General features: G+C 68.1%; 17 protein-coding genes and 1 riboswitch. Of the genes, 4 read left to right on the forward strand and 13 right to left on the reverse strand.

Annotated features, from left to right (window positions below; genetic code table 11):
- Positions 1–141: 141 nt before the first annotated feature.
- The 8 genes from MLJ35_RS11690 to MLJ35_RS11725 form a co-directional block, all read right to left on the reverse strand.
- A complete protein-coding gene (locus MLJ35_RS11690) occupies positions 142–1470 on the reverse strand; it encodes a sensor histidine kinase (protein ID WP_243384489.1) in 1329 nt (442 codons plus the stop codon).
- On the reverse strand, positions 1467–2819 hold the full coding sequence (locus tag MLJ35_RS11695; RefSeq protein WP_243384490.1) for a sigma-54-dependent transcriptional regulator: 1353 nt from the start codon (positions 2817–2819) through the stop codon (positions 1467–1469). Before MLJ35_RS11695 ends, MLJ35_RS11690 begins: the two co-directional genes overlap by 4 nt.
- An 8-nt stretch (positions 2820–2827) precedes the next feature.
- Positions 2828–5209, reverse strand: a complete 2382-nt coding sequence (locus MLJ35_RS11700; protein WP_243384491.1) for an ABC transporter permease — start codon at positions 5207–5209, stop codon at positions 2828–2830.
- Between the two features lie 46 nt (positions 5210–5255).
- Positions 5256–5954 carry an ABC transporter ATP-binding protein gene (locus MLJ35_RS11705; protein WP_243384492.1) on the reverse strand — a complete coding sequence of 233 codons (699 nt, stop codon included), beginning with the start codon at positions 5952–5954 and terminating at the stop codon, positions 5256–5258.
- Between the two features lie 31 nt (positions 5955–5985).
- Positions 5986–7227, reverse strand: coding sequence for an efflux RND transporter periplasmic adaptor subunit (locus MLJ35_RS11710; RefSeq protein WP_243384493.1), 1242 nt, complete (start codon positions 7225–7227; stop codon positions 5986–5988).
- Between the two features lie 155 nt (positions 7228–7382).
- On the reverse strand, positions 7383–8063 hold the full coding sequence (gene radC / locus MLJ35_RS11715; protein ID WP_243384494.1) for a RadC family protein: 681 nt from the start codon (positions 8061–8063) through the stop codon (positions 7383–7385).
- A gap of 96 nt (positions 8064–8159) precedes the next feature.
- A complete protein-coding gene (locus MLJ35_RS11720) occupies positions 8160–8660 on the reverse strand; it encodes a hypothetical protein (RefSeq protein ID WP_243384495.1) in 501 nt (166 codons plus the stop codon).
- A gap of 8 nt (positions 8661–8668) precedes the next feature.
- On the reverse strand, positions 8669–8983 hold the full coding sequence (locus tag MLJ35_RS11725) for a ComEA family DNA-binding protein (RefSeq protein ID WP_243384496.1): 315 nt from the start codon (positions 8981–8983) through the stop codon (positions 8669–8671).
- A gap of 258 nt (positions 8984–9241) precedes the next feature.
- Positions 9242–9330, forward strand: a riboswitch (S-adenosyl-L-homocysteine riboswitch).
- A gap of 63 nt (positions 9331–9393) precedes the next feature.
- Between MLJ35_RS11725 and ahcY the strand changes: the two genes are divergently transcribed.
- On the forward strand, positions 9394–10791 hold the full coding sequence (ahcY, locus tag MLJ35_RS11730; protein ID WP_243384497.1) for an adenosylhomocysteinase: 1398 nt from the start codon (positions 9394–9396) through the stop codon (positions 10789–10791).
- 70 nt (positions 10792–10861) lie between these two features.
- Here the strand turns inward: ahcY and MLJ35_RS11735 are convergent, their stop codons facing one another.
- On the reverse strand, positions 10862–11740 hold the full coding sequence (locus MLJ35_RS11735; protein ID WP_243318985.1) for a caspase family protein: 879 nt from the start codon (positions 11738–11740) through the stop codon (positions 10862–10864).
- A 216-nt stretch (positions 11741–11956) separates the two neighbouring features.
- On the opposite strand from MLJ35_RS11735, the gene MLJ35_RS11740 reads away from it, so the two are divergent.
- The gene (locus MLJ35_RS11740) at positions 11957–12487 is read left to right on the forward strand and encodes a DUF4337 domain-containing protein (RefSeq protein ID WP_243384498.1); all 531 of its coding nucleotides are present in this window, start codon (positions 11957–11959) and stop codon (positions 12485–12487) included.
- Positions 12487–12927, forward strand: coding sequence for an NUDIX domain-containing protein (locus MLJ35_RS11745; RefSeq protein WP_243384499.1), 441 nt, complete (start codon positions 12487–12489; stop codon positions 12925–12927). Before MLJ35_RS11740 ends, MLJ35_RS11745 begins: the two co-directional genes overlap by 1 nt.
- A 20-nt stretch (positions 12928–12947) precedes the next feature.
- Here the strand turns inward: MLJ35_RS11745 and MLJ35_RS11750 are convergent, their stop codons facing one another.
- Genes MLJ35_RS11750 through MLJ35_RS11760 form a run of 3 tightly spaced genes read right to left on the reverse strand, consistent with a single transcriptional unit; the run spans position 12948 to position 14791 of the window.
- On the reverse strand, positions 12948–13487 hold the full coding sequence (locus tag MLJ35_RS11750; RefSeq protein WP_243384500.1) for a DUF4199 domain-containing protein: 540 nt from the start codon (positions 13485–13487) through the stop codon (positions 12948–12950).
- Between the two features lie 8 nt (positions 13488–13495).
- Positions 13496–14239, reverse strand: a complete 744-nt coding sequence (locus tag MLJ35_RS11755; protein WP_243384501.1) for an SDR family oxidoreductase — start codon at positions 14237–14239, stop codon at positions 13496–13498.
- 51 nt (positions 14240–14290) lie between these two features.
- The gene (locus MLJ35_RS11760; RefSeq protein ID WP_243384502.1) at positions 14291–14791 is read right to left on the reverse strand and encodes a DinB family protein; all 501 of its coding nucleotides are present in this window, start codon (positions 14789–14791) and stop codon (positions 14291–14293) included.
- A 43-nt stretch (positions 14792–14834) separates the two neighbouring features.
- On the opposite strand from MLJ35_RS11760, the gene MLJ35_RS11765 reads away from it, so the two are divergent.
- Positions 14835–15746 carry a glutaminase gene (locus MLJ35_RS11765; protein ID WP_243384503.1) on the forward strand — a complete coding sequence of 304 codons (912 nt, stop codon included), beginning with the start codon at positions 14835–14837 and terminating at the stop codon, positions 15744–15746.
- Here the strand turns inward: MLJ35_RS11765 and MLJ35_RS11770 are convergent.
- The gene (locus tag MLJ35_RS11770) at positions 15715–16074 is read right to left on the reverse strand and encodes a hypothetical protein (protein WP_243384504.1); all 360 of its coding nucleotides are present in this window, start codon (positions 16072–16074) and stop codon (positions 15715–15717) included. The two genes, MLJ35_RS11765 and MLJ35_RS11770, sit on opposite strands and share 32 nt — an antisense overlap.
- Positions 16075–16092 lie beyond the last annotated feature (18 nt).

The following is a 16092-nucleotide window of genomic DNA, read 5'->3' on the forward strand; positions in this document are numbered from 1 at the left end:
TCGCGAAAGCGGGGCGCCTGATACCCCTGGAATGCCGCCGGGGGGACCGGGACCAAGGGGATCACCCAGCCAGCTGAACCGTGAGCCGCACGGGGTGGAAACGTTCTCCTGGCTTCCTGCGGAAGCTCAGGCGCCTCTGATTCATCCGGGCGCTGGCCAGGGCATGGTCAGAGTGGCTTTGGCGCCGGCGCGATCCTCCCGGTTCACGAGCGTCAGGGTGCCCCCGTGGGCCTCGGCGATCTGCCGGCTCAGGACCAGGCCGATGCCCGATCCCCCGGGTTTGGTCGTGAAGAAGGGCACGAACAGGTTGGAGGTATTCCCCAGGCCGCGTCCCTCGTCCAGCACCTCGATTTCCGCCACGCCGGCATTCAGCTCCCATCGAATGGTCACGTCACCGCCGGTCTCCATGGCCGCCTCCACGGCGTTGCAGACCAGGTTGATGAGCAGCTGCTCCAGCTGATCGGTGTCCGCCTGGAGGGTCAGGTCTGGACCCGGCGCCACGTGGACCACGAGCCGGGTCTCCAGGTTCGCCACGCGCCTGACCCAGGAACCCAGGTCCAGGGGGCGCCGCTGGGGCGGCGGCAGCATGGCCAGTCGTGCATAGGCGGCCAGGAAACGCTGCAGGGCTTCGCTGCGATGACCGATGATGCCCAGTCCCAGGAGGAGGTCCTCCTTCAATTCCGGCGGAGGCGGCGCCTGGTTGAGCAGGGTGGCGAGGCTGCCGGCCAGGCTCTGGATCGGCGCGAGCGAATTGTTGATCTCATGGCTCAGGACCCGGATGATCCGTTGCCAGGCTTGGCGTTCCTCCTCCCGCAGGGGGCGCGTCAGGTCCGTCAATGCGAGCAGGCGGTGTGGCCGGCCTTCCTGCCTGAAGGCGCTGCGTCTCACGTCCCATCGGCCTGCCCGGCCCGGAAAAGTGGCCGTCAACGGGCCGCTTTCCTGGCCTTCCAGGGCCTCTGCCAGTCCCAGCGATGCAGCGGATTCGCCCCGGATCCGCTCGGAGGGTCGGCCCAGAAGCGCTTCCCCGGCCCGGTTCACAAGCTGGAGTCGGCCCTCCCCGTCAAAGGCGAAGAGGGCCACCTCGATCTCGCCCATGATGGTGCGAAGCAGGGCGGCTGCCTCGTGGGTTTCCATCCTCTGCTGTTGAAATTGCTCGGCCAACGTGTTCAATTCCGCCATCGCGTGCTGAAGGGCGTCCTGCTCCGGGTTGGTCGACCTGGCCCGAAAGGAATAGTCGCCTTCCCGCAATGCCGCCAGAAGGTTTGAGAGCGTCTGCCAGGGGCGCTGCGCCCGATGCCTCAGGATTCGGGACAACTGCCACCACGCACTCAAGGCGGCCAGGGCCAGGGCGGCCCGGAGAGGCCAGGGCCACCTCGACATCCAGAGCAGCAGGCAGGCGAGCAGCAGGGAGGGTGCCCCCGCCGCGAGGGAGATGCCCTGCAGCAGGCGGTCATGCGCCAGCCGGGTCACCGGCCGATCCCCAGCTTCTGGAGCTTGCGGTACATGGCGCTGCGGCTGAGGCCAAGGGCGGCAGCGGCGGCGGTGGCATTCCCGTGGCGGGCCAAGGCCTTGCGGATGCACAGGCCTTCGGCCTCTTCGAGGCTCAGCTCGGAAGGCGCAGACGGCGGCGCGGGGGGCCCCAGCATGAGGTCCCCTGGGCGGATGAGGCTTCCGGTGGCCAGGAGGACGGCCCGCTCGATGGCATGGTCGAGTTCCCTCACATTGCCTGGCCAGGCGTGACCTTCGAGGCTGCGGACTGCCGCCTCGTCGAGGGTCGGCAAGGGCTTGCGATAGCGCTGGGCGTGCCGCGCCAGGAAATGCCGGGCCAGGGGGGCCACGTCTTCGGGCCGGTCCCGGAGGGGCGGAAGCCGCAACTCGATGGTGTTGATCCGGAAACGGAGATCCTGACGGAACCGTCCCGCCTGGACTTCCGCATCCAGGTCCGAATGCGTCGCGGACAGCAGGCGGACGTCGGTCTTCAGGGTGGTGGAAGAACCCACCCGCTCGAATTCTCCCGTCTCGAGGACGCGCAGCAGTCGCGCCTGGAGGGCACGCGGAGCGTTCGCGATCTCGTCGAGGAAGAGGGTGCCCCCATCGGCCAATTCAAAGCGTCCGCTCCGGGCCGTCTTGGCATCGGTGAAAGCGCCCTTCACATGGCCGAAGAGCTCGCTCTCCAGAACGCCCTCGGCGAGGCCGCCGGCATTCAGGGTGAGGAAGGGCTGGTCGGCGCGGTTCGAGGAGGCGTGCAGCACCCGGGCCGCCAGGGATTTCCCGGTGCCGTTCTCGCCGGTGATGAGCACATTGGCGTCGCTGGGGGCCACCTTGTGCAGCAGGCTAAGAAACGCCTGCATGGCCGGCGATTCTGCAATCAGGGTGGGAATCCCCTCGCCGCGGAGGAGGGCGTTCTCCGCCTCGAGCCGGTGGCTGCGCCGGAGCGCGGCGGAAAGCTCCACCTGGGTCCGGATGATGGCCAGCAGGCGGGCGTTGTGCCAGGGCTTCTGCACGAAATCCCTGGCGCCCCGGCGCATGGCTTCCACCGCGAGCTCGATGCTGCCGAAGCCCGTCATGACGACGACAGGAAGCAGCGGGTCGAGGGCCTGAACCCGAGCCAGCAGTTCCATGCCTTCCCGGCCGGAGGTCGTGTCAGCGCGGAAATTCAGGTCCATCAGAACAAGGTCCGGGCGCCTCGCGGTGAGTGCGGCCAGAGCCGCGGCCGGCGAGTCCGCCCGCTCCGTGGAATAGCCCTCGCCCTTCAACAGGATTCGCAGGGCCTCTTGCACATCTGAATGGTCATCGACGATGAGTACGTGGGTCGGCATGGGTCTGCCTATTCGTTTCGCAGGGCCACGGCCGGATCCACGCGCGCGGCCCGGAGGGCCGGGATGAGGCTGGCCAGGAGGACCGCAAGAATCAGGAACAGGAGGGAGAGTCCCGGCAGAAGATGGCCTGCGTCGGGGAGGTCCACCACCCAGACACGGGCTCCACGGGTGAGGAGCCATCCCGCCGCGGCACCGGCGGCGGCCCCAAGGAGGCCCAGCCGGGAGGCCTCGTGGAGGACCAGCAGGAGGAGATCCCCGGCCGTGGCACCCATGGCCGAGCGGACCCCGAGTTCGCCCCGGCGCTCGGTGACACTCGCGGCCATGAGCCCATAGACTCCGCCCACGGACAGGGCCAAGGCCAATGCGGCGAAGGCGGAGAAGAAGGCGCGGATCATCCGCTGGGGGCCGAGGATGGATTCCATGTTGGCCTCCAGGGGACCGAAGTGATGGATGGCCAGACCCGGGGCGACTTCCTTTGTGAGCTGACGCAACGCAGCCTCGCTTGGGGGCGGGCCATCCGTCCGGAGAATGGCGTGGAAGGTGCGGTACCAAAGCGGGCCACTCTGAGCGTTGGGGAGGTAGAACACCGGAGGTGGCGGCTGGCTGGGGCCGAATTCCAGGTAGTCATCGATCTCGCCGATGACGGTTGCGGGGCCGAAGATGTCCACCTGACGGCCGATCGGATCTTCCGAACCGAAGCAGGTCCGGGCCAGTCCACGGGTGAAGATGGCCACCCGCGGATGGCCCTGAACGTCTCCTTCATCGAAATCCCGGCCCCGGCGGAAGCGCACCCCCAGGGCTGGCAACGCGCCCGGGCTGGCGCCCCGCGCCTGCGGGCTCAGGCGGTCAGGGCTTCCGAGGGCGCTCATGCCCAGGTCGCTCCTGAATCCAGACATCGGCACGTTGTTGAATATTCCGACGGCTTTCACACCTGGAAGCTGCCTGAGCCGCGCCAGGAGTTGCTGCTGCAAGGCATCGAATCGGGCCGGATCTTTCAGCGTGTCCGCTTCCGGCGAGAGCCGGAATGACCATACCCCCCTGGGTTGGAACCCAGGATCCCGGGAGAGCAGGAGGCCGATGCTGCCCTGAAGCCAGACCGCGGTACCGAGCATGGCGGCCGCAAGGGCGAGCTGGCCGAGTACAAGCAAGCGCCGCAGGTCCAGATGTCCTCCCGCCTGGCCGCGGCCTTGCTCGCGGATCACCTGGCCGAGATCAGCGCCGGGTCGGCTGGCAAGGGCACAGACGGCGCCCAGAGCCGGGCCCAGGAACAGGGTGGCGGCGACCGCGGGGCCATCCATCCGAAGTCCGTCCAAGGGTATATCCTTCAACCCCCATTGGATCGCCCATCCAGCGGGACCAAGGGCCAGGTGGCCGAGGAGAAGGCCCAGCAGGGCTCCGCCCAGGCCCAGCAGGGCGCCTTCCGCCAATACGGAACGACGCCATTCCTGGGGGGTGGCCCCCAGCGCGGAGCGCACGGCCCATTCCTGCCGGCGCGCCGAGGCCCGAGCCAGCAGCAGGGCCGAGGCATTGAAGGCAGCCAGGGAGAGCAGCAGGAGGGCCGCGGCATTCAGGGCCGTCAGGACACTGAGGCCCGAACCAAGCCAATCCTCGATGAGGGGGCTGGCTCCGTACCCATAGGCGCCTGCCGCGAGGTCCGAGGCGAACTCCGGGTGGTCCGCGCCAAGCTGGCTGGCGAACCTGGCCATGCGGGCTTTCGCTTGGCCGAAGGTGGCTGCAGGGCGCAGGCGCGCGAACACCCTCAGAAAGTGAAAACCGAAGTCGGCGCGCTGGGCCGGGGATGCGGCGATGGGTCTGAAGAGCTGGGATCCGTGGGGCGTGTGGAACGCTTTCGGCAGGACTCCCACCACCTGGTGAGGAACTCCGTCAAGGTCCAGATACCTCCCCAGGGCATCGGGGCTTCCACCGAAGCGGCGCACCCAGTAGCCATGATTGAGGATCACGACCCGGTCCTGGCCAGGGCGCTCATCTTCCACGGAGAAGCCCCGTCCCAGGACTGGCGCCACACCCAGCACCTGGAAGTAGTTGGCCGTCACTCGCTCGAGGCGGACATGCTCGGGAACATCGCCTGCCACGTTCCCCTCTTTCGGATCCGTGGCGGCCACGCCCTCGAAGAGATCCCGCTCGGTCCGGAACAGCTCCAGTTCGCCGTAGGACGGCGTGCCATGCCGGTCCGGGCGGTTTTTCTGGCCATTCCAAAGCGCGACCAGGCTTCCCGGGTTGCGCACCGGAAGGCTGCGCAGCATCAGGCTGCGTCTCAGGGCGAGCATCCAGACGAATCCCCCCAGGCCGATGGCCAGAAGCAGAACCGCCGGAACTGAGGTTCTGGGATCGCGGACAAGACCGCGGACAAGTTGTTTCAGCCAGGGCATGACCAGCTCCGGATCAGGGGGGCGTTCAGGTCGACACGGCTTCGCATCAAGCCGTCTGCAGGGAGGCCTCTGCGACCACCCGGCCATCGAAGAGGTGGATGTTGCGGTCGGCGGCCTGGGTGAACCGCTGGTCGTGCGTCACCATGCAGATGGTGGAACCGTCGCGATGAAGGTCTTTGAGCAGCCCCATGACAGTCTCCCCATTGCTGGAGTCGAGATTGCCGGTGGGTTCGTCCGCCAGCAGGATGGACGGTCGGCCGCCCATGGCCCTTGCCACCGCCACCCGCTGCTGCTGGCCACCGCTGAGTTGAGCGGGGTAGTGGTTGACGCGATGGCTCATCCCCACGACTTCAAGGGCTTTGAGTGCGGACGCCCTCCTCTCGCCGGGAGGAACGCCCCGGTAGGCCAAGGGCAGGGCCACGTTCTCGAAGACGGTGAGGTCGCCGATGAGGTTGAAACTTTGGAAAATGAATCCGATCTCCCGGTTCCGGATGCGTGCGCGCTGGGCAAGGGTGAGGTTCGACACCTCCTTCCCGTTGAGGGTGTAACCCCCGGAGGTTGGCGCGTCGAGAAGGCCCAGGATGGAAAGCAGGGTCGATTTCCCGCAACCTGATGGGCCCGAGATGGCGACGTACTCCCCCTTGTGGATCTCCAGGTGGATGTCCGCCAGGGCATGGGTCTCCACTTCATCCGTGGTGAACACCTTGCGGATTCCTGTGAGAGAAATGATGGGAGAGGTGGACATGAGCACTCCTTCGAGGGTTGTCAGAACAGGATCACTTGATGCGGATACGGTCGAAGCCATCCCAGGCTGAGGCGTCGGAGAGAATGACCCGGTCTCCGACCCGCAGACCCTCGAGCACTTCAAGGGTGGAGACGGAACCTCGTCCGAAGGCCACCTTCACCCGAGTGGCTTCGGTTCCATCGGCCGACAGCCTGAACAGGCTGGCCTGGCCCTGAGCCTGGGCTTGGACGGGTCGCCCGACATGAAGCGCGTCGGCAATCCGGTCCACCTCCACGACGCCCTCGACGCTGAGGTCGGGGCGGGCGCCCTTGGGAAGGGGGTCGTCGAGGCTGACATCCACGGTGACCGTGCCGCCCTGGACCGAAGGGTCGATGCGGGCGATCCTCCCCGAAACCACGCCGTTGCGGGTATCGATGTGGACGGTCAGGCCCAGCGACAGGTCCTTCGCCTGGGTTTCGCCGATCTTCAGCTCGGCTTTCAACTGCGTAGGTTGAGCCACCTTCGCGAGGATCGCGCCTGGCTCGAGCTGCTGGCCCACCTGCACGGGCAGCTGCTGAAGCACGCCATCCAGGCCGGCACGGATCTTCAGGCCGTCCACTTGAGTCCGCTTGAGGGTGTAGAGGGCGCGGGCCTGCTCTACCCTGGCCTGGAAGGAAGCCAGCTGGGCCTTCATGGAGTCCGAGCCGCTCTGAAGCCGTCCCTCTTCGATGGCGAGCCGCGTGTCGAGCTCCTCATTCAGGGTCCGGGCTTTCAGGAGGTCGTGGTGGGAGATGAGCCCTGCTTTCGCCAGGGCCTCGCTCGCCTGGAGACCCATGCCCGCGTTGGACCGGTTGGCCTTCGCGGAAGCCAGTGACGCGCGTACATCCAGCAGCTGGCCCTGGAGCCGGGCCTTGGCGGCCTGCAGGTCCGCCTCCGCAGCCTTCAGTTGCCATGCCGCGTCAAGGGCGGACTGCTGCAACTCCGGATTGCTCAATTCCAGGATGAGGTCTTCGGCTTTCACCACCGCGCCCGGCAAGGCGACCAGACGCTCCACGCGCCCTGGCGCAGCTGTGGTGAGCCAGCGCACATGCACCGGCACGAGGGATCCGCTGCCGCGAATCTGGATGAGGAGGGGGCCCCGCTTCACGGCATCCACCAGGAGGTTCTGGTGCTCCACCGTCGGCACGGGAGGTTTCAGCAGGGCAAGCCCCGCCACCAGCAGCATCACTGCCCCGATTCCGATCATCAGGCGGAGGTGGCGGCGGCGGGGTGCAATGTTTCGTGGAAGGTCCATGGGGGCTCCGGCAGGTGGGCTCGCCTTCCTGAAGGCCAAACCCATGCCGGAGGCTCATGTCCAATCAATTCACTGCAAAGCCTGAGGACATTCGACCCCCTGAGGGACGGGGCGTCCCGGAATCGGGACGAGCCGTCCCGCCTTCGGGCCACCTGTCAAGGCCGCGCATCCCAGCCTTCGGCCGCGCGGAAGCTGTGGTAGCGCTCGTGGCCGAGGATGAGGTGGTCGGCCAGGGGCACGCCCAGGGATTCGCCCGCGGCCTGGAGCCGCCGGGTGAGCTGGATGTCCTCGCGGCTTGGCGAGGGGTCGCCGCTGGGGTGGTTGTGGAAGGCCAGGGCGGTGCTGGCGCCGTAGCGCAGGGCCTCGCGGAAGAACTCGCGGGGGCTGATGAGCGTGGCGGTGGCCGTGCCCTGGCTGAGGATGCGCTCGGCCAAGAGGTCGCCCTTGGCGTTGAGGGCCAGGAGGCCGAAGCGCTCTTCGGTCCACCCCTGGCAGCGGGGCAGCAGGTAGCTTCCGGCGGCGCGGGGACTGGTGATGCGGGGACGGTCGGAGCCGCGCTGGGCGCGCCGGGAGAGCTCCAGGGCGGCCCAGAGCTGGCCCGCCTTGGCGGGGCCGAGGCCCGGCTGCTCCAGCCAGTCGTTCAGCCCCAGAGTCAGGAGGCCCGCCAGGCCGCCGGTGCGGCCGAGCACGGCCTGAGCCAGTTCCACAGCGCTGTGGCCCCGGAGACCCGTGCCCCAGATCAGGGCCAGGAGGTCCGCGTCCGAGAGGGTTTCGCCGTGGCCGGCGAGCAGGCGCTCCCGGGGGCGCTGGTCGGGGGAGAGGTCGAGGATGCGCATGAGGTTGCCCCTAGGTGACTGGAGGACGGGACGACAGGTCGGTCCGGAGGCATGAAGGAGAGGTCGGACCCGCGCAAGCGGCGAAGTGGATGCGCATCAGGCCCTCACCCACTTCTGGCGGTCCCGGCGCCAGCGCAGGACCTGGAGCTTCCCCTGGCCCGAGAGGCGCATGCAGAGCGCCTCCCGGCCGTCGTTCAGGAACCAGGTGCTGGCCAGGGCCGTGTGGCGCGGCGTGACCGTGAGGATGGGGTGGGCCTCACCCGTGCGGGTGGCCACCGAGGGCTCGTCCATGTCAGGCGGCAGGGGGATCTGTGCGGGCTTCCCCCACCTGATCCGGCGAGGGAGCTGGACGCGCAGGTGCTCTCCCGCGCCGCTGGCCTGGCCCAGGGCCACGGTGACGTTGGTGCCCCGGGCCCGGGCGAGGCTGAAGGCCTGCTCCAGGCTGCCGCGGATCTCGTGGTGGGCCACGGCGAGCTCGGCGCTGCTGGTGTCCCACTGGGCCAGGCACGCCACGGTCATGGCGGCGGCCACGGCCATGGAGACGGTGACATCCAGCAGGGAGGTCCCCTGCTGCGAGCGGCGGGAGCTCCGGAGCATGAGGCCCCCTACTTCGCGGCGGCCGCAGGGCGCGGCGAGGCGGTGAGGGCCAAGTAGGGCTTGAGCTTGGCGAAGGACTTCTCGCCGATGCCCTTGACGTTCATGAGCTCTTCCGGCCGCTGGAAGCCGCCGTGCTGCTTGCGGAAGGCCACGATGCGCTCGGCGGTCTTCTGGCCGACGCGGGGCAGTTGCATGAGCTCGGTGACGGTGGCCGTGTTGAGGTTCACAGGCCGCTGGGGGGCCCGGGGCGCGCGGCCGGCCGCGGCGGAGAGGGGAAAGGCCAGGGCGAGCGCCAGGGCCAGGGAAGTGAGGGGGTTGGACATGGTTGCCTCCTTTCAGGCAGCCATGTCAGTTCGAGGTTTGTGCCAGTTGTTTAGTGTTGATATGAATTGGCTAAAGTATTTTATTGCGAAAAATTTTGTAATTAAAAAATGACAAAATTTATAAATAAACAATTAAAACAAATTATTTCAAATTTTAAACTTGATTAAAAAATTACGAATAAATTTTGCGTGGTGACAGTTTTGAATCACGAGCCCATTCCCACCCACCTCATCCCTGTCGCCACCGCTATCCTGGAAGGGTCCGAGGAGCGCTGCAGGACCCGGCAGATCGGCTGTGCGGGATCTCAGGCTCGGACCCATCCTTCCAGGAACGGCGCTCACCTCAACCCTGAACCGGGGCGATGGGGTGGACGCACCCTCCTGTCGATCCGGCCCTTCGTGGAGGTCCCATGACCGTCGCCACCACCGATTTCATCGTCGCCGATCTCGCCCTTGCCGCCTGGGGCCGCAAGGAGATCGCCATCGCCGAGGGCGAGATGCCCGCCCTCATGGCCATCCGGCGCCAGTACGCCGCGCAGCAGCCGCTGAAGGGCGCGCGCATCGCGGGCTCGCTGCACATGACCATCCAGACCGCCGTGCTCATCGAGACGCTGAAGGCGCTCGGTGCCGAGGTGCGCTGGGCCAGCTGCAACATCTTCAGCACCCAGGACCACGCCGCCGCCGCCATCGCCGCGGAGGGCACGCCGGTCTTCGCCGTCAAGGGCGAGACCCTGGCCCAGTACTGGGAGTACACGCACCGCATCTTCGACTTTGAGGGCGGCGCCAACATGATCCTGGACGACGGCGGCGACGCCACCCTGCTGCTGCACCTGGGCGCACGGGCCGAGCAGGATATCCACGTCCTCGATCACCCCGACAGCGAAGAGGCCACCGTGCTCTTCGCGGCGATCCGCAAGCGGCTGGCCGAGCAGCCGACCTGGTACTCCACCCAGCTGGCCAAGGTCCAGGGCGTGACGGAGGAGACCACCACGGGCGTCCACCGCCTCTACGAGATGGCCAAGAAGGGCGAGCTGAAGTTCCCCGCCATCAACGTCAACGACAGCGTCACCAAGAGTAAGTTCGACAACCTCTACGGCTGCCGCGAGTCCCTGGTGGACGCCATCAAGCGCGCCACGGACGTCATGGTCGCCGGCAAGATCGCCGTCGTCTGCGGCTACGGCGATGTGGGCAAGGGCAGCGCCCAGGCGCTCCGTGCACTCAGCGCCCAGGTGTGGGTGACCGAGATCGATCCCATCTGCGCCCTGCAGGCCGCCATGGAGGGCTACCGCGTGGTGACCATGGAGGAGGCCTGCGAGCAGGCCGACATCTTCGTCACCTGCACCGGCAACTTCCATGTGATCACCCACGACCACATGAAGCGGATGAAGCACAATGCCATCGTGTGCAACATCGGCCACTTCGACAGCGAGATCGATGTCGCCAGCCTCGAGACGTACGCCTGGGAGGAGATCAAGCCCCAGGTGGACCACGTGATCTTCCCGGACAACAAGCGCATCATCCTGCTGGCCAAGGGCCGCCTGGTGAACCTGGGCTGCGGCACCGGCCACCCCAGCTACGTGATGAGCAGCAGCTTCGCCAACCAGACCCTGGCCCAGATCGAGCTGTGGACGAAGAAGGGCGAGTACCAGGTCGGCGTCTACACCCTGCCCAAGCACCTGGACGAGCAGGTGGCGCGGCTCCAGCTGGTGACCCTGAACGCGAAGCTCACGGCCCTGCGCCCCGACCAGGCCAAGTACATCGGCGTGCCGGTGGAAGGGCCCTACAAGGCCGACCACTACCGCTACTAGGCTGAGACGCTTCGCGTTTCAAGGAACAGGGCGCCTTGCGGCGCCCCGTTCGTTTCGGGCGAAAGCCCCGTCAGGTCGGCATCTCGGTCGGCAGCGGTGACAGGTTGGGGGGAACCTCCACCGCCTTCATCACCGCATGGCGGGTGACGGCTTCGCAGTCCAGCTGGGGCGTCTGCGTGAAGTGGGCGGCGCTGAGGTCGGAACGGATCTTCGCCAGCACCTTGGCCCGGGTGAGGTGATTGCCACTGGCCCTGGCCTCGCGGCAGAAGTGCCAGCTGAAGGCGCCGTGCCAGTCGCCCTGCATGAAAGCGTCCGCGGCGGTCTGGCTCTCCTTGCAGGCGGTCCAGAGGATGTGGTGCGACAGGCCCTTCTCCAGCAGCTTGAGGTGCCCAGGGCGGGCCCGGCGGTACTCGATGTCGCGGAAGGCCTCGATCGAGGGCGGCGGCAGGTAGCGGGGCTTGCGGTCCATGAGCAGGTCCGCCGCCCGGAGGCCCGCGCCGCTGTGGCAGGTGTCGAGGAGGATTTCCAGGATCACGCTCTGGGGAAGCTGCACGAACAGGTCATGAAGCTCGTCGTCCACGATGAGGTGGTCGCGGTCCCACTGGGGGCCGCTCTGGGCCAGGTCATGGGGGCAGAAGGCCTCGTCGGCCCGGTCGAACTCATCGAGGTTCAGGTCCGGCACCTGGGTGCCGTGGCCCGAGAACGTGAAGACCAGGTGGTTGTAGCGGCCGGCCAAGGCGCCTTCCACCATGCGTCGCAGCTCGCGCATGATGTTGGCCTTGGTGGCGGCTTGGTCCGTCAACTGGGTGATATCGGAATCCTCGAAGCCCAGCAGATCCTTCAGCAGCGAAGCCATGTCGTGGGCGTCGTTCACGCACCCGTTCAGGTTGGCCGCGGGGAAGTTCTGGTACTGGTTGATCCCGATGCAAAGCGCGGTGCGGTGCAGCATGGGAGCCTCCTAGGCTTTGCTTGGGAACGTGGGGACGGACGCGCCGAGCCCGCCCCCGGTGAAGGGCGGCGGATCCTGGTCGGATCGGAGGAGGACTGCGACATTCGGCGCACATCCCGGAGGACTCCAATCCTTCACGATAGGCCCAAGTCCCGCCGGTTCAAGCAACGGGGCCTTTTTCCGTAGAATGGCTGGTGCCAATTGCGGCGGAGACCCATGAGCGACGACAAGAAAGAACCCTGGCTGAACCTGCTGGCCCTGACGACCGTGATCCTCGCGGTCTGCGCCACCTTGGCAACCTTTAAAGGCGGCGGCCACTCCACCCGGGCCGTGCTGAGCCAGAGCCAGGCCTCGGACCAGTGGGCCTACTACCAGGCCAAGGGCATCAAGGGGAACCTCTACGAGGTGGAGGCCATGCGCCTGCGCCGGGAGCTGGAGCTGGCGCCGAAGACGGCCGTGCCCACCCTGGAGAAGAGCCTTGCCGACGTGGAGAAGAAGGTGACGAAGTACGACGGGGAGAAGGCCGAGATCCAGAAGGAGGCCCGCCGCTTCGAGGAGGTCAAGACCGAGGCCCAGCGGCACGGCGCGGCCTTCGGCCTGGCGGTGATCTTCCTCCAGATCGGCATCCTGCTCTCCTCCATCGCCGCCCTGCTCAAGCAGAAGCCCGTCTACTACCTGGGCCTGCTGGTGGGCGTGGTGGGGATCGTCTACTTCATCAACGGCTTCTACTTGTTCCTGGCGGCCTGATGTGGGCCCTCACCGTCGCCGCCGTCATCGAGCGGAACGGCCGCTTCCTCGTGGTCGAGGAGACGGACGGCTCGCCTGAGCGTGTCTTCAACCAGCCCGCGGGGCACGTGGAGCCCGGCGAGGACGTCCTCGCCGCCGTGCGCCGCGAGGTGCGCGAGGAGACGGGCCTGGCCTTCACGCCGGAGGCGTTCGTGGGCATCTACCAGCTCCTGGCGCGGAACGGGAAGGACTACTGCCGCCTCTGCTTCCGGGGCACCGTCCCCGAAGGCGCGGAAGCGGCCCCGGAAGATCCGGACATCCTGGGCTGCCGCTGGCTCACCCGCGATGAGCTGGCTGCCGCGCCCCTGCGCTCGGGCCTCGTCCTGCGCTGCGTGGACGACGTCATCGCCGGCGCGGCCCACCCGCTCTCCCTCGCCGCGGCGCTGAGGCAGGAGCGCTGAGGCGGGTCCGCCGGCAGTCCCTACGAGTCAGTGGTGGGACCTTCCTCATGAGGAGGAGCTTCCGCAGGCGGCATGGCCACCACTGGCCTGCGTCGGTGATACTTCACCGCGGCCGCCAGGGAGGTGACCAGGCCCGTGATCCAGGTGCCCAGGGCCCAGGAGAAGGCCCGGCCCAGGGAGGTCTGCATGGGGCCCTTGGCCTTCATCACCGCCTCGATCTGATCGGGGGTGAAGCCCTGTTGGACCATCTTCAGGCGGCCCAGGGCCTCCATCTCGGCGAAGTAGCTGGGGAACACCACCAGGGTGAAGAGCAGGCTGCCCACGAAGATGACGGCGGAGGCGATGAGGGTGGCCCCCACGCCGTCCTGCACCTGGCGAAGGTAGCCCTGGCTCGAGGCGGTGCGGCGGAGGGCCAGGAGCAGGATGCCGATCTGCAGGGGGATGGCCAGCCAGAGGAGGAAGAACAGGCTGGGATGGCGGTACCAGCCCGTGAAGCCCATGACGAAGGTCCAGAGCACCACCAGGATGCCGAGGACGAGACCGGTGCGAAGCGCCGCCATGAATGCTCCTAGAAGGTGTGCCCGCCGCCGTTCACGGGGAGGGTGGCGCCGGTGACGAAGCCGGCCTGCAGGAGGCCGACCACGGCCTCGGCCACGTCCTGGGCCAGCCCGTTGCGCCGCAGGGGCGTGTGCTCCGCCGCCGCCTGCTTGTGCTTCTCGGGCAGGTCCGCCGTGGCGTCCGTGAGCGTGAGGCCGGGCGCCACAGCGTTCACGCGGATGCCCATGGGGCCGAGCTCGAAGGCCAGCGCCCGCACGAAGCCCTCCAGGCCCGCCTTGGCCGCGCTGTGGGCGGAGAATCCCCAGCCGGGGTTGCGGGCGAGGCCGCTGGTGATGGCGATGATGGAGCCCTTTTTCTGCGCCAGCATCTGGGGCACCACGGCCCGGCAGCCGTGGAAGGCCGCCCCCATCTCGCCCAGCACCTTGGCCTCGAAGGCCTCCCAGGGGTATTCGAGGATGCCCTTCATGGGAAAGCCGATGGCGGCGTTGAGCACGAGGATCCCGATGGGGCCCAGCTCCGCCTTCACCGCCGCGGCCATCGCCTCCACCTGAGCCCGGTCGCGGGCATCGGCCTTCACGGCCATGGCCCGGCCTCCCCCGGCCTGGATCCCGTCCACCACGGCCTTCGCGGCGGCCTCCGAACCAAAGTAGTTCACGGCCACCGCGGCGCCCTGGGCCGCGAGCGCCTGGGCCACGGCGGCCCCGATGCCGCGGCTGGCGCCGGTGACCAGCGCGACGGAACCATTCAGGGACATGGACCCTCCTTCAGGCATGATGCCCGATTCTCCGCCGGCTTCCAGGATGGCTCAAGGCTCCGCGAGGTCCGGGATGGCCATGCCGCCGGCGCTGGCGGCATCCCCCGTGAGCACCCGGCGCAGGTATCCGACCTGGCCGAGATGGAAGGCGAGGTGGGCCTCCAGGTGCAGGAGGAGGCGCCGGGTGGACATCCGATGCCCCCCGATGGGGGTGGGGAAGGGCGCCTGGAGGGAGGCGTCCGTCTGGGCCGCCAGGCCCGCCTCCACCGCGGCGATGGCGGCTTCCAGCCCCGCGGCGACTTCGGCCCGCGTGCCTTCCCGCTGGGCGAACTCCCTTTCCCGCTGGCGTACGTAGCCCGTGGCGCCCAGCACGGCGCCGACGAAGTGCCGGAGGTTGCCCGCCACGTGCAGGGCCAGGTTCCCGGCGCTGTTGGCGATGCCCGGCACCGTGCGCCAGAGCACCGCATCATCGGGGAACATCTCCACTTCGCGGACGAGGCAGCGCAGGTCGCGTTGGAACAGCAAGAGGAGGTCGGCGGTGAGGGGCGTCATGGCGACCATCCTATACCCACGGCTCTTGTGGGATTCTGGAAGCATGGACCTCCAAGCCCTCCTCGACGACCTGGCGGTGGAAGCCGCGCCCCTGGCGGCGCAGGGGAAGGTGGCGGACTACATCCCGGCCCTGGCCTCCGTGCCCGCCGCGCGCTTCGGCCTGGCCCTCGCCACCACGGATGGCCAGCTCTTCGGCACCGGCGACTGGCGCACGCCCTTCTCCATCCAGAGCGTGTCCAAGGCCTTCTCCCTGGCCCTGGTGCTGGCGCGGGACGGCGAGGCCCTGTGGAAGCGCGTGGGCCGCGAGCCCTCGGGCAACCCCTTCAACTCGCTGGTGCAGCTGGAATACGAGAAGGGCATCCCGCGGAACCCCTTCATCAACGCCGGGGCCCTGGTCCTCATCGACCGCCTGCTCACGCTCACGGGCGATTCCCTGGGCACGCTGCGGGACTTCCTCCGGGCGGAAAGCAGCAATCCGGTCCTGGACGTGGATGCAGAGGTGGCCGCCTCGGAGGCCTCCCATGGCCACCGCAACGCGGCCCTGGCCCACTTCATGGCCAGCTGCGGCAACCTGGAGAACCCCGTGGACCGGGTGCTGGACCACTACTTCCGCCAGTGCAGCCTCGCCATGAGCTGCGCGGACCTGGCCAAGGCCGGCCTCTTCCTGGCCAACCACGGCCTGCGCGCGGACGGCTCGCGCCTGCTCTCCCGCAGCGAATCCAAGCGCATCAACTCGATCATGCTCACCTGCGGCACCTACGACGCCGCCGGCGATTTCGCCTACCGCGTGGGCCTGCCGGGCAAGAGCGGCGTGGGCGGCGGCATCCTGGCCGTGCTGCCCGAGCGCGGCGTCCTCTGCGTCTGGAGCCCCGCCCTCGACCCCCACGGCAACAGCATCGCCGGCGTCGAGGCCCTCGATCGCTTCACGACGCGGACGGGGTGGTCGATCTTCTGAGGCCACAGGCCGTTCCCTTCACTTCGCGCAGCAGCCACGCGGCCCAGGCCGTGAACGCCGCCACGGCGCCGAGGATCAGGGCCAGGCGCAGCCAGGGCTCGTCGAAGGCCAGACGCTGGCGGATGCCCTGGACCAGCGTCCATAGCCACACCAGGGCGCCGAAAGCCAGGACCCAGCGGACCGTGGCCTGGGCGGCGGTCCGCGGGATGAAGAGTGGCACCAGGAGCGCCAGGCAGAGCAGCACCAGGAGCAGCTCGCCGGAACGGAGGAAGTGCGCCCCCAGCATCAACAGGGCGAACAGGGCGGGGAGGCGGCGGACGGCGAACATGGGGACTCCGGCGACGGA

The sequence above is a fragment of the Geothrix alkalitolerans genome, assembly GCF_022808885.1.
Lineage (GTDB): Bacteria > Acidobacteriota > Holophagae > Holophagales > Holophagaceae > Geothrix > Geothrix alkalitolerans.

What these genes read in the sequence shown, in the direction of transcription:
- MLJ35_RS11765 (WP_243384503.1), top strand. Translation starts at nt 14,835, where the DNA reads ATGGACCTCCAAGCCCTCCTCGACGACCTGGCGGTGGAAGCCGCGCCC.
- MLJ35_RS11705 (WP_243384492.1), bottom strand. Translation starts at nt 5,954, where the DNA reads ATGTCCACCTCTCCCATCATTTCTCTCACAGGAATCCGCAAGGTGTTC.
- MLJ35_RS11745 (WP_243384499.1), top strand. Translation starts at nt 12,487, where the DNA reads ATGTGGGCCCTCACCGTCGCCGCCGTCATCGAGCGGAACGGCCGCTTC.
- MLJ35_RS11735 (WP_243318985.1), bottom strand. Translation starts at nt 11,740, where the DNA reads ATGCTGCACCGCACCGCGCTTTGCATCGGGATCAACCAGTACCAGAAC.
- MLJ35_RS11755 (WP_243384501.1), bottom strand. Translation starts at nt 14,239, where the DNA reads ATGTCCCTGAATGGTTCCGTCGCGCTGGTCACCGGCGCCAGCCGCGGC.
- ahcY (WP_243384497.1), top strand. Translation starts at nt 9,394, where the DNA reads ATGACCGTCGCCACCACCGATTTCATCGTCGCCGATCTCGCCCTTGCC.
- MLJ35_RS11695 (WP_243384490.1), bottom strand. Translation starts at nt 2,819, where the DNA reads ATGCCGACCCACGTACTCATCGTCGATGACCATTCAGATGTGCAAGAG.
- MLJ35_RS11700 (WP_243384491.1), bottom strand. Translation starts at nt 5,209, where the DNA reads ATGCCCTGGCTGAAACAACTTGTCCGCGGTCTTGTCCGCGATCCCAGA.
- MLJ35_RS11710 (WP_243384493.1), bottom strand. Translation starts at nt 7,227, where the DNA reads ATGGACCTTCCACGAAACATTGCACCCCGCCGCCGCCACCTCCGCCTG.
- MLJ35_RS11725 (WP_243384496.1), bottom strand. Translation starts at nt 8,983, where the DNA reads ATGTCCAACCCCCTCACTTCCCTGGCCCTGGCGCTCGCCCTGGCCTTT.
- MLJ35_RS11770 (WP_243384504.1), bottom strand. Translation starts at nt 16,074, where the DNA reads ATGTTCGCCGTCCGCCGCCTCCCCGCCCTGTTCGCCCTGTTGATGCTG.
- radC (WP_243384494.1), bottom strand. Translation starts at nt 8,063, where the DNA reads ATGCGCATCCTCGACCTCTCCCCCGACCAGCGCCCCCGGGAGCGCCTG.
- MLJ35_RS11760 (WP_243384502.1), bottom strand. Translation starts at nt 14,791, where the DNA reads ATGACGCCCCTCACCGCCGACCTCCTCTTGCTGTTCCAACGCGACCTG.
- MLJ35_RS11720 (WP_243384495.1), bottom strand. Translation starts at nt 8,660, where the DNA reads ATGCTCCGGAGCTCCCGCCGCTCGCAGCAGGGGACCTCCCTGCTGGAT.
- MLJ35_RS11750 (WP_243384500.1), bottom strand. Translation starts at nt 13,487, where the DNA reads ATGGCGGCGCTTCGCACCGGTCTCGTCCTCGGCATCCTGGTGGTGCTC.
- MLJ35_RS11740 (WP_243384498.1), top strand. Translation starts at nt 11,957, where the DNA reads ATGAGCGACGACAAGAAAGAACCCTGGCTGAACCTGCTGGCCCTGACG.